This window comes from Algorimicrobium echini (assembly GCF_900115185.1).
GTDB classification, from domain to species: domain Bacteria; phylum Bacteroidota; class Bacteroidia; order Flavobacteriales; family Flavobacteriaceae; genus Algorimicrobium; species Algorimicrobium echini.
The window spans coordinates 551,658-564,077 of sequence record NZ_FOVN01000001.1; the positions used below are offsets into that span (position 1 = coordinate 551,658).

The window sequence follows — 12,420 nt, forward strand, 5'->3', positions numbered from 1 at the left end:
CTAGTTCTAAACGCATATAGTTAGTAAGAATTTTAAACTAAAAAATGATACTTAAAGGAATTAGAAATCAACAAATAGAATTTCAAATATTGGGCTATGAGCTTCCTGAAAATTATGGCCCTTCATACGAATCCAACTTTCTATATCTTAATTTAATTATAAAAAGTGAATTTGGTAATTGGCAAACTGATAGCTGTGCGCTTTCAACAACAGATGTAGAAAAAATAATTGATTGGTTTTATAACCTAGCACAAAATACAATTATCACACCACAATTGTGTTTCAAAGATAAAGGTATATCCTTTGAGGGCATTAAAAAAAATGCTCGTATTACCAATGTACGCATATACTTTCATTCAGAATGCACACCCGATAACAGTGAAACAGGCAAACCATACTATGTAGATTTAGAATTAAATAACTTACAATTAATTGAAGTCTCTGAAAACTTCCAAACAGAATTGAATCCATTTCCTAGCCGTGGATTTGAAGAATGAAATAGTATTTGAGCAACAAAAACAGTAAAATTGATTAAAAAAACCGTGAAAAAAGTGCAACAAAAAGAAACCTGCTGGAGTATTTGCCAGTCCTGTCATGGAAGTGGAAGAAAAAGACAAAGACTTCGAAAAAAAGTACGACTCCAATATCAAAAAGCACTAGCTGAATTTAAAAAAAATAACGAGAACGGAAAAGCTCCTACACGACCTAAAGGCCATTTTACTTTGTGTTTAAATTGTAAGGGTTCAGGTCTTATTCCAGCCGACAACCATCCAATTTCTGATACCGAAAACTACCCACATGTTGCTATTATTGGTGGTGGAATTGGTGGTGCTGCATTAGCTGTGGCTTGTTTACATCGTAAAATTCCCTTTACACTTTATGAGCGCGATAAGGACTTCAATACTCGGTCTCAAGGTTATGGTCTTACCTTACAACAAGCTAGCAAAGCCATTCAAGGTTTGGGTATTTTTTCATTAGATGAGGGTGTTATTTCTACAAGACATATTGTTCATACTACCGAAGGAAAGGTGATTGGTGAATGGGGAATTAGAAAATGGGTCCAGTCTAATGAAAAAGCTACTCCTAGACGCACAAATATCCATATTGCCAGGCAGTCTTTACGGTCTGCACTACTAGAACAATTAGGTAATCATGATAGGATAAAATGGGACCATCAGTTGGTTACTATTAAGGAAACTAAAAATAAAAATGTTGAACTGAACTTTCAGGTAAATGGGAAAATAAAACGTATTGAAGCAGACCTTGTGGTCGGTGCTGATGGTATTAGGAGTACTGTTCGGAGCTTGCTGATTGGTGAAGTTAAAACACCTTTACGCTATTTAGATTGTATTGTAATATTAGGAATTTGTCCGTTAGATGCGCTTAAGGATGTAAGCAGCTCTTTGTTAGATTCGGCTACTGTATTCCAAACTGCCAATGGTAACGAACGAATTTACGTTATGCCATTTACATCAGATTCCGTAATGTGGCAACTTAGTTTCCCAATGCCCGAAAATGAAGCCATTGCTTTAAGTAAAAAAGGCTCAAAGGCGCTTAAAGCAGAAGCTACACGCAGAACCCAATGGCATGACCCTATTCCCCAAATTGTATCAGCAACTTTGGAAGCACAAATTTCAGGATATCCCGTTTATGATAGAGCATTGCTTACAACAGAATTACTTAAAAAAAGTGATCACATAACCCTAATTGGGGACGCAGCACATCCCATGAGCCCATTTAAAGGTCAAGGAGCAAACCAAGCGTTGCTGGACGCGCTATCACTTGCTCGTAGCTTATCAAAAGGATGCAGGCCACAATCTAATTGGCGTGAAGTTGGTTTACGGGACAGTGTATTAACAGCTTTTGAATTAGAAATGTTAGAACGCAGTGCTACCAAAGTTAAAGACTCGGCTGAAGCCGCAAAATTTTTGCATTCTAAAACAGTACTTTATGTAGGCAATGAGCCTAGAGGCAGGTGTTTGAAGAACAAAAAGTTATAGCAAAAAGAAGGGAGGAATTCAGCCTTTATAGGTAACCATAACAATTCATTTAACCTACCTAAAAAACAAAAGCCTTTACATTTCTGTAAAGGCTTTGTCTAACTTGCTCCTCCTCTTAGGCTCGAACTAAGGACCCTCTGATTAACAGTCAGATGCTCTAACCAACTGAGCTAAGGAGGAGTGTTATCGCGTTTGCGAGCGCAAATATATATATATTTTTAATTACTACAAAACAAGATTAGATTTTTTGTAAAAAAAATTTTTATCTCTGCAATTATTCAAAAATTGCTTTGTAAATATCATTGCCATTGGCAAACAACACCAAGGATATAAGTAGTATAAAACCAACAAGTTGGGCGTATTCCATAAATTTATCACCTGGTTTCCTACCTGAAATTATTTCATAAATTAAAAACATAACGTGACCGCCATCTAAAGCCGGAATTGGTAATAAATTTAAAACACCAAGCATTATGGATAGGAATGCCGTGATAGCCCAAAACGCTTTCCAATTCCACGATGGTGGAAACATATTTCCAATAGCTGCAAAGCCTCCTACTTGAGCGGCTCCTTTTTTAGTGAATATATACTTAAACTGTGCTAAATAGTCTTTAATGGTCCAATAACCTAATGAAGCGCCTTTAGTAATACTTTCTCCAAAAGAATACTCTTTATGATTAAAAGCAATATAGTTTGAGTCTGTTGCTCTTGTAACAACACCAATAGTAAAATCTTCATTTGGTGTTATTTTTAAAGTTTTGTTCTCGCCATTGCGTTCTACAACTAAATTCATTTCTGAACTATTTGTATTTTTTAGCATATAGGATAAATCCGACAAGTAATTAATTTCAGTTCCATTAATATTTACCAATTTGTCCGTCACTAAAAGTCCAGCTTTTTCTGCTGGAGAATTAGGCGTTATAGAATCTAATTTAAATGGTGAACGTGGTGTTAATGCGGGCAAATCGCCTGCTTCAAATAATTGTGTCCCTATATCGTCTGGGATTTTTAAATTTTCAGTCGTTCCAGAAGCGCGTTCTACTTGAATTTCATTAATATCTCTAAAAAGTAAATAAGAGTTGATGTCAGTTACTTCAGAAAACGGTTGGCCATCTACTGAAACAATTTTATCACCTTGCTGAAAACCGTATTGCTCCATGGTTTTAGTAACTCCAAAACCATATTTTATATCATCTTTTGTAGAGTAATCCGTTCCCCAAACAAATAAAATCATCATATAGATAACAAATCCTAATACGAAGTTCACGAATACACCGCCAAGCATAATGATTAAACGTTGCCATGCTGGCTTGGTTCTAAATTCCCATGGCTGTGGTGGTTGTGCCATTTGCTCTTTATCCATGCTTTCATCAATCATTCCAGCAATTTTTACATAACCACCTAATGGCAACCATCCTATTCCGTAAACGGTATCCCCAATTTTTTTCTTGAATAGTGAAAACTTAATATCGAAAAACAGATAGAACTTTTCTACACGTGTTCCAAATAACTTTGCCGGAATAAAATGACCTAATTCGTGTAAAACAATAAGTATAGACAGGCTTAAAAATAATTGTGCTGCCTTAATTAATATAATTGTCATAAGAGTTTCTTCTTTTTATAGCGCACAAAAGTAGTGTTTTAACACCATTTAGAAAACTATAAGAGGGTTATTGCTATTTTTTTAACACGGTTTTGTTAATTAAACCGTTAGCAGTTTCAAACTTAACAAATAATATGCCAGTTGCAAAGCGAGAAATATCTATATGTGAAGTCCATACGTTAGTTTCCAAAAGTTGTCCTAAAGCATTATATATTTTAACCTGTTGAATCTGTAAATTTTCTGGTTTTTTTAGGTATATAATATGGGATGTCGGATTTGGATGTAGCGTGATGTCTGAAACACTATTATATGGTTCTGTAGAGAGTGTTACCTCATTATTTTTAGATATAATATCGCTTTCAGGATCAAAAAGAACATCGGCAACGGTGAAATTAACTGGTTTTAGAAAATCTTGGTTGTTATAGGTGTTATTTAAAATTACATCTTGCGTTTCACCATTGACACCAATAAGTCGGACAGGAACGGGTACTTCAAAAAAGTCCACAGATGCGTGACTTTGCACTTGCGATAAATTAAAAAACACCGAGTTTGAGGATGGTTGATTCCATGTTAATGTATAGGTTGGGTAACCTTGATTGTATACCCAATCGTTAAAAAACGCTGTTAAATCATCACCAGATGTCGTCTCAACGATGTTTATAAAATCGGCTGTTTTGGCATATCCATATGCATGATCTGGATGGCTTAAATAATTCCGCATGGCTTGAAAAAAAGTCTCATCTCCAAGTTTTTTCCGAAGCATATGTACAACCATGGAGCCTTTATTATAACTTAACCGACTACTAAATATGCGACTAACACTCGTTGTATCAGAATCAGCTAAATATACCGCGCCACCAGGTTGTGAAACAATAGAATTAATACGATCTTGTTTAAAAGCTGTAAAATTTGCATTACCATTTAAATTTTCTACGGCTAAGCCAGTTAAATAGGTAGCAAATCCCTCATTTAACCAAATATCTTTCCAACTACCACAGGTTATTTTGTTACCAAACCACTGATGTGCCAATTCATGAGCCACCAAGTTCTGTCCAAAACTACCCATAAACGAAACCGTGGTATGCTCCATACCGCCTCCCCAACCAAATTGTGCATGACCATATTTTTCATTTGCATACGGATAGGTTTCAAAAAGCGTAGCAAAAACATTCATAATATCCACTGTAATTGGTGTGCTAGCTTGCGCATAGGCTAAATCTTCAGGATACACATAATTTACAATATCGAACGGAGTCCCGTTATTGGCTACTTCGTGAGAATAAACTGTATAATTGGTAGCCGCAATAGCTATTAAATATGCAGGAATTGGATAATTATGCTTAAACCTAGTTGTTTTAGAATTTCCCGTTAAGGTTTGACTAATTTCCAATCCGTTTGAAACTGCAATATACTCTTCATTATTAGGTGTAAATTGTGGTGTATTTAAGTACACATCTATAGAGTCTATTTTGTCGATTAAATCCTGCTTACATGGCCACCATCCTTTAGCACCAAATGGCTCTGAAAGTGTCCAAATAACAGGTGTTCCATTGTGGGTTGCTTGTTCAAAAGAACCAAAACCAGAACTTTCAGGGTTTCCTGAATATGAAATGGTTAAGGAGTCCAAAACATTTATATTTTGAACTTGTGGCAAAGTAATGACTACCTCATCATCAGAATTATGGACAAAAGATAAAGAAACACCACGTTGAGTAACTTGCGAAACCGTCATATTATCAGTTAATTCAAAGGTGATTTCTGATAAAGCTTCTTTTGCTTCAAAATAAGTAGTAACATCGCCAGATATAAATGCTACATCAGGATCTACTGACAACTCTAATCGGTGGTATTTAACATCATAATCACCAGTATTTAAGCTAAAACGTTGGCGCATTTTTTTAAGTGCCATTTTAGCCTCTGCTTCTTGTATTTTAGTGAAAGATTTTAAATAATCTTGAGCCATAAAAGGTGTCGATATTAAAAATAATAGCGCGAATAAGTAAGGTTTCATAAAGGTGTTTTTACTGAAAAAAAAATTGATTGTTAAAAATACCACTTAAATCTCTATTCTGTTGTAATTTTGCAAGAGAATTGTATATCTAAACCCCTATAATACCATTAGTTATGTTGTCATTTTTTAAAGACTACAAGTATTTTGCTATCGTTTTTCTTATTATTTCCCTAATAATTGTAACCATTATATACAATATACTAGATGTTGAAAAACCGTTACCCATTTACCAACCCGCTATGGTGAATTTTGAATTGGTGGATAGCACAATTCAACACCAAAAAAAATATCATAAAATTGCCGATTTTAGCTTAACCAATCAAAATGGAAAAACCATTACACAAGCAGATTACAAGGACAAAATTTATGTAGCAGATTTCTTTTTTACCACTTGCCAAACCATTTGTCCTATCATGACGGATCATATGGTTTATATACAAAAAGAATTAAAAAATGACCCAGAAGTTATGCTTCTATCACATACGGTTACACCAGAAATTGATTCGGTACCGCAATTAAAAAAATACGCCTTAAAAAAGGGTGTTGATGATACTCGTTGGAATTTAGTTACAGGCGACAAAAAACAAATTTATGATTTAGCAAGAAAAAGCTATTTAGCCGTTAAAGATGTGGAAGGTTTTGACCCTTATGATATGATTCATACAGAAAACTTCATGCTAATTGATAAAAAACGCCAAATTCGTGGGTTTTACGATGGTACAAATCCTGAAGAAATTAAACGCTTAATTGCTGATATTCAAAAACTAAAGAAAGATTCTGAATAGTTTTATAAGTACAATTTTTTTACCCTAACTTTTTACATTATTTTTGCTTCTTTAAAATCAATCTAAATAAGCGTACAGGTGACTTTAGCAGAAATTAAACGTGGTGAAATAGGCATTATTGTCGATGTGTCTTCCATACACATCCCTTTAAAACTATTGGAAATGGGTTGTCTTCCTGGAAACACAGTAGAACTTGTTCAAGTGGCCCCTTTTGCTGATCCTATGTATTTAAATATTAATGGAAGTCATTTGGCTATTCGTAAAGAAACCGCCATTCACATTCAAATAGAAATTTCTAGATGAGTAAGCAAATCAATGTTGCCTTAATAGGAAATCCGAATACTGGAAAAACATCCGTTTTTAATGCCTTAACAGGCTTAAACCAAAAAGTAGGTAATTACCCAGGTATTACGGTTGAAAAAAAAGAAGGAATTTGTAAACTTCCGCGTGGTGTTAAAGCCCATATTATAGATTTACCAGGCACGTATAGCTTAAATGCCTCCTCTCTAGATGAAAATGTGGTTATTGAATTACTGCTAAATAAAAACGATAAGGATTTCCCTGATGTAGCTGTTGTAGTTTGCGATGTCGAGAACATTAAACGCAACCTCTTACTATTTACTCAAATTAAGGACCTTGAAATCCCAACCATATTGGTCATAAATATGGCAGACAGGATGGATTACAAGGGTATCAGTCTGGATATCCCGTATTTAGAAGAGCATTTAAATACTAAAATTGCTCTGGTAAGCACCCGAAAAAAGCAAGGTATTTCTGGCCTAAAAGATTTAATCTCCAACTATAAAGACCTGTCAATTGATCCGTGCTTAAATGCTTCAGAAATTGACAAAGACTATTTTAATAATTTACAAAAAGCATTCCCAAATCAACTTTTATATAAATTATGGTTGGTTATTACACAAGATGTGAACTTTGGGAAAATGGATAGAAATACCATTGACGCTGTAGCCGATTTTAAAACCAAGACAAATACGGATTTAAAGCGCCTTCAACAAAAAGAAACTATAAAACGGTATCAGTTTATTAATAACATCCTAAAAACTGGTCAGACTATTGATTTAAATTCTGCTAAAGATTTACGCATTCGTTTAGACCGCATTCTAACCCATAAAGTTTGGGGATATGCTATTTTTGGGATTATTTTATTAACTATTTTTCAAGCTATTTATGACTGGTCCAGTGTACCCATGGATTTTATTGATAGCTCTTTTGCTGCTTTAAGTGAATGGACAAAAAACGTTATGCCAGAAGGCACATTAACCAATTTAATTTCTGAAGGAATCATCCCAGGTATTGGAGGCATTGTTATTTTTATTCCACAAATTGCCTTTTTATTTTTATTTATTTCCGTTTTAGAAGAAAGTGGTTATATGAGTCGCGTAGTCTTTCTGATGGATCGGGTAATGCGAAGATTTGGATTAAGTGGAAAAAGTGTTGTTCCTTTAATTTCTGGTACTGCATGTGCCATTCCTGCAATTATGGCAACCCGAAATATTGAAAGTTGGAAAGAGCGCTTAATTACTATTTTAGTTACACCATTTACCACTTGTTCGGCAAGGTTACCTGTGTATTTAATTATCATTGCACTTGTTATACCTGAAGGTCGTTTTCTAGGGCTGAGCTTTCAAGCATTGACATTGATGCTTTTATATTTAATAGGTTTTGGGACAGCAGTTGGGTCTGCTTGGATTTTAAATAAGGTTTTAAAAATAAAAAGTAAAACGTTTTTTGTCGTTGAAATGCCTAATTACAAATTACCCTTATTTAAAAATGTAGCCATAACGGTTCTAGAAAAAACAAAGTCGTTTGTATTTGGTGCGGGTAAAATTATTTTGGCTATATCTATTGTTTTATGGTTTTTAGCCTCTTATGGTCCTGGCGAAAACTTCAATAATGCCGAAGCCATTGTTACCGAACAATATGCTAATGAAGATTTAACAGATACTGAAATAGAACAACATATAGACTCCTACAAATTAGAACACTCGTATATTGGTATTACAGGTCGGGCTATTGAACCTGCCATTCGCCCATTAGGTTACGACTGGAAAATAGGTATCGCACTAATCAGTTCGTTTGCGGCACGTGAAGTATTTGTTGGTACATTAGCCACTATTTACAACGTAGGAAGCGATGAGGAAGAAACTATTAAAAACCGAATGGCTGGTGAGGTTAATCCTATTTTAGGTGGTCCGTTATTTAATTTTGCTTCTGGAATTTCACTCCTACTATTTTATGCATTTGCCATGCAATGTATGAGCACGCTAGCTATTGTAAAACGTGAAACCAACAGCTGGAAATGGCCAGCTTGGCAACTGGTAGTGATGACAGCTTTTGCCTATGTGGTGGCTTTAATTGCCTATCAATTATTAAAATAATATTCTAAAAAATGGGGTTAACTATTCAAAATATAATAGCTTTTACCATTCTAGGTCTGGCCATATTATATTTGATTAGGAAATTTATTTGGCATCCTAAAAAGGGGAAATCTAAAAATTGCGGTGGCGATGATGGTTGTGGTTGCCACTAATTTACACCAGAAAATTGCAAATAATAATCTGTCTTTTCTATGTTCTTGTCAGCTTCTGGAAATGGCAAAACATTATATAGATAAAGCAATTCTTCACCTTCAATAGTTAAAGTTTTACGCTCCTGAATGGTATAACTTGTTGGTGGAATTTTGAAAGTTTGAATATTAATTCGTGTTTTGTTTTTAATAACTTCTAGTTTAAAAACGACTTCGCCAGCCCAAACACAGGTCACATTTTTTGGACAGCGTGAATCTGTAACAACATCACTAAACTTTACGACATAATTGTTTACCATTACACTGTCTTTATAGAACAATTTTTTTAGAATTAACGGTGTTTCTACTTTTACTTTTTCTTGCGAAAAACCAATAAAACCTAATATTAAACACAAACTGCAGAGGCCTTTTTTCAACATCGTTTTTAAAATTTTTTAAATTTCCATTTAGAATTTAGGCAAGTTTTTAAAGCTTTTTTAAGTATAAATTTTTGGCCACACTTTGTGAAACCGTTAATAGTTTCCCATTTGCCTTAATATTGATGGATTTATCAAAAGGTTCAATATGCACGACTTCAATAGTAGACCCTAAACCAATGTCATTCTTGTTTAAGTATTGTAAAAACTCTGTCGAACTATCATTTACACCCAAACAACTATACGTTTGGTGTTCTTGAGCTTGCGATAACACTATTTTTTCAACAAAGGTAAACTCGCCATTTTTATCAGGAATTGGGTCTCCATGCGGATCATGAGTTGGATGGCCTAAAAATGCATCCAATTCATCAATTAATTTTTGCGATTTAATATGCTCCAATTGTTCAGCTAATTCATGAACCTCATCCCACGTAAAATTCAACTTCTCAACTAAAAAAACTTCCCAAAGTCGGTGTTTTCTAATAATATTAATTGCTATGTCTTTACCCGACTCCGTTAACGTTACACCTTTATACTTTTTATAATTTGCATAATCCTTTTCCGCTAATTTACGAATCATATCGGTAGCTGATGATGCCTTTGTATTCATTGCTTCAGCTAAAGCATTGGTGTTCACATTCTCGCGACCCTGTTTACCTAAATGATAAATAGCTTTAATGTAATTTTCTTCCGTTAACGTAATCATAAAAATAAGTTATCTAACAAATATACAGTATTATACTTTTTAAATATATTTTTAGTCTAATCTAAATATTTATTTATATTTGTGTAAAATATATTTAATGTGAGACTAATTATTGTTGTTTTGATGTTGTCCTTTACAAGTTTTTCACAAACCAACTTCAGTATTAGTGGATTGGTAAGCTCTGAAGGTGAGTCTTTGCCTTACGCTAATGTATTTCTAGAAAACACCACCTTAAGAACCACTACAAGAAATGATGGTAGTTTTACAATAGAGGGCGTGTATCCTGGTAATTATACCTTGGTTGCATCCTTTACTGGCCATGAAACCATACGAAAACGAATTCTAATTTCGAATAAAAACATAACCGTCCATTTTAATTTAAAAAGTGGTGAATTATTAAATGAAGTCGTCATTACTGGTACTATGAAAGCTGTTTCTAAATTAGAAAGTGCCGTACCAGTTGAAATATATACAGCCACATTTTTTAAGAAGAATCCAACACCAAATGTTTTTGAAGCACTTCAAAATGTTAACGGTGTCAGGCCACAATTAAACTGTAACATTTGCAATACAGGAGACATCCATATAAATGGCCTTGAAGGACCTTATACATTGGTTTTAATTGACGGAATGCCTATTGTTAGTGGTTTATCTACAGTTTATGGTTTATCTGGAATTCCAAATTCACTTATCGAGCAAGTCGAAATAATAAAAGGTCCTGCTTCATCTTTATACGGAAGTGAAGCTGTTGGAGGTTTAATTAATATCATTACCAAACTTCCTGAAAATGCACCAGTATTTTTTGTTGATAGTAATATTAATTCTTGGGGAGAATGGAACCTAGATGTTGGTTTTAAAACTAAAGTAGGTAAAAAAACCACGTTACTTTTCGGTACTAATTATTTTAATTATAATAATCCTATAGATAACAACAACGATAATTTTACGGACGTGACCCTTCAAAACCGAATTTCTATTTTTCAAAAATGGCGATTTAAGCGTAAAGATAATCGGAAATTTTCTTTAGCAGGTCGATACTTTTACGAAGATCGTTGGGGAGGTGAAATGAATTGGAACAAAAACTACAGAGGCACTAGCGATGTTTATGGCGAAAGTATTTACACCTCTCGTTTCGAGTTAATTGGCGACTATCAATTACCTACTGTTGAAGATATCTTATTTCAATTTTCTTATTCTAATCATGACCAAAACTCTGTATATGGTAACATCCCATATTTAGCACAACAACGTATTGGTTTTGGGCAATTTATTTGGGATAAACAGGTTAAAAATCATGACTTTTTATTGGGTGCAGCTCTTCGCTATAATTATTACAATGATAATACAACCGCTACAATTCATGCGGACCAAGTGACTATTCCTTCGTTATTTATACAAGATGAAATTAACTTCGGTAGGATACAAAGCTTACTTTTAGGCTTGCGCTATGATTATGATAAACGTCATGGCAATATTTTTACACCACGTTTAGCATACCGTTTCAAACCAACAGAAAATGATATTATTAGATTAAATGCTGGAACTGGCTTCCGTGTTGTTAATCTTTTCACTGAAGAACATGCTGCACTTACTGGCGCGCGAGATGTTATTATTGAGGAAGCTTTAAAACCCGAACAATCTTATAACATTACTTTAAATTATTTAAAAAAAATATACTCGAAAAATGGTATGTTATTTACGTTTGATACCTCGGTTTGGTATACCTATTTCACAAATGCCATCATTCCCGATTATGACAGTAATCCAAACCAAATTATATATTCTAACCTAAATGGTTATTCCACATCTAAAGGTGTTAGTTTAAGTGTTGATGCCACATTTGGTAGTGGTATTTCGGCTTCATTTGGCGCAACTTGGCAAGATGTTTCACAAAATGAAAATGGCATCCGAACCGAACAAATTTTAACCGAAAGTTATTCGGGTGTGTGGTCATTTAGTTATAAAAATTATCCAACAAATTTAACGCTAGATTACACAGGAAATTTATACGGTCCTATGCGTTTACCGCTATTAGGTGATTTAGATCCACGGGAAGAATATTCACCAGTTTGGAGTATTCAAAATATCCAATTAACCTATGATGGAATTACCAATTTTGAATTTTATGGCGGTATAAAAAACGTACTAGACTGGACACCAAATAAAGGAAATCCATTCATAATTGCACGTGCTAATGATCCGTTTGATAAAAACGTACAATTCGATACTAACGGAAATGCCATTGCAACGCCAGAAAATCCCTACGCATTAACATTCGACCCTTCCTATGTTTATGGACCAAATCAAGGTATTCGTTTCTTCTTTGGTATTCGTTATAAACTACGTTAAAT

Annotated in this window: 11 protein-coding genes and 1 tRNA gene; 7 read left to right on the forward strand and 5 right to left on the reverse strand. The window is 34.2% G+C overall.

Translation table 11 applies throughout. From position 1 onward, the window contains the following. Nucleotides 1–44: 44 nt before the first annotated feature. On the forward strand, nucleotides 45–497 hold the full coding sequence (locus tag BM239_RS02530) for a WapI family immunity protein (protein WP_092206071.1): 453 nt from the start codon (nucleotides 45–47) through the stop codon (nucleotides 495–497). 45 nt (nucleotides 498–542) lie between these two features. Continuing rightward, nucleotides 543–2,000 (forward strand): FAD-dependent oxidoreductase, encoded by a 1,458-nt coding sequence (locus BM239_RS02535; protein ID WP_092206756.1) that lies wholly within the window; start codon nucleotides 543–545, stop codon nucleotides 1,998–2,000. A gap of 106 nt (nucleotides 2,001–2,106) precedes the next feature. Here BM239_RS02535 and BM239_RS02540 read toward each other — a convergent pair. The 3 genes from BM239_RS02540 to BM239_RS02550 form a co-directional block, all read right to left on the reverse strand. Then, nucleotides 2,107–2,180: transfer RNA gene (locus tag BM239_RS02540), tRNA-Asn, on the reverse strand. Nucleotides 2,181–2,274: 94 nt separating this feature from the next. After that, nucleotides 2,275–3,603, reverse strand: coding sequence for an RIP metalloprotease RseP (gene rseP, locus BM239_RS02545; protein ID WP_092206072.1), 1,329 nt, complete (start codon nucleotides 3,601–3,603; stop codon nucleotides 2,275–2,277). 73 nt (nucleotides 3,604–3,676) lie between these two features. Further along, nucleotides 3,677–5,614 carry a M1 family metallopeptidase gene (locus BM239_RS02550; RefSeq protein WP_092206073.1) on the reverse strand — a complete coding sequence of 646 codons (1,938 nt, stop codon included), beginning with the start codon at nucleotides 5,612–5,614 and terminating at the stop codon, nucleotides 3,677–3,679. A 113-nt stretch (nucleotides 5,615–5,727) separates the two neighbouring features. On the opposite strand from BM239_RS02550, the gene BM239_RS02555 reads away from it, so the two are divergent. From BM239_RS02555 to BM239_RS02570, 4 genes are all read left to right on the forward strand, one after another. Continuing rightward, entirely contained in the window at nucleotides 5,728–6,399 is a 672-nt protein-coding gene (locus tag BM239_RS02555; protein ID WP_092206074.1) for an SCO family protein, read from the forward strand. 78 nt (nucleotides 6,400–6,477) lie between these two features. Beyond that, nucleotides 6,478–6,702 (forward strand): FeoA family protein, encoded by a 225-nt coding sequence (locus BM239_RS02560; protein WP_177208963.1) that lies wholly within the window; start codon nucleotides 6,478–6,480, stop codon nucleotides 6,700–6,702. Next, nucleotides 6,699–8,798 carry a ferrous iron transport protein B gene (gene feoB / locus BM239_RS02565; protein WP_092206076.1) on the forward strand — a complete coding sequence of 700 codons (2,100 nt, stop codon included), beginning with the start codon at nucleotides 6,699–6,701 and terminating at the stop codon, nucleotides 8,796–8,798. The genes BM239_RS02560 and feoB overlap by 4 nt, the downstream gene beginning before the upstream one ends. Before the next feature lie 11 nt (nucleotides 8,799–8,809). Next, complete coding sequence (locus tag BM239_RS02570) at nucleotides 8,810–8,950, forward strand: FeoB-associated Cys-rich membrane protein (RefSeq protein WP_092206077.1); 141 nt, start codon at nucleotides 8,810–8,812, stop codon at nucleotides 8,948–8,950. On the opposite strand, the gene BM239_RS02575 is transcribed toward BM239_RS02570, so the two are convergent. After that, nucleotides 8,947–9,366 carry a hypothetical protein gene (locus BM239_RS02575; protein WP_092206078.1) on the reverse strand — a complete coding sequence of 140 codons (420 nt, stop codon included), beginning with the start codon at nucleotides 9,364–9,366 and terminating at the stop codon, nucleotides 8,947–8,949. The two genes, BM239_RS02570 and BM239_RS02575, sit on opposite strands and share 4 nt — an antisense overlap. 46 nt (nucleotides 9,367–9,412) lie before the next feature. Beyond that, complete coding sequence (locus BM239_RS02580; RefSeq protein ID WP_092206079.1) at nucleotides 9,413–10,069, reverse strand: metal-dependent transcriptional regulator; 657 nt, start codon at nucleotides 10,067–10,069, stop codon at nucleotides 9,413–9,415. Nucleotides 10,070–10,192: 123 nt separating this feature from the next. Here BM239_RS02580 and BM239_RS02585 point away from each other — a divergent pair, with 123 nt between their 5' ends. Then, a complete protein-coding gene (locus BM239_RS02585; protein WP_092206080.1) occupies nucleotides 10,193–12,418 on the forward strand; it encodes a TonB-dependent receptor in 2,226 nt (741 codons plus the stop codon). The last annotated feature ends 2 nt before the right edge of the window (nucleotides 12,419–12,420 follow it).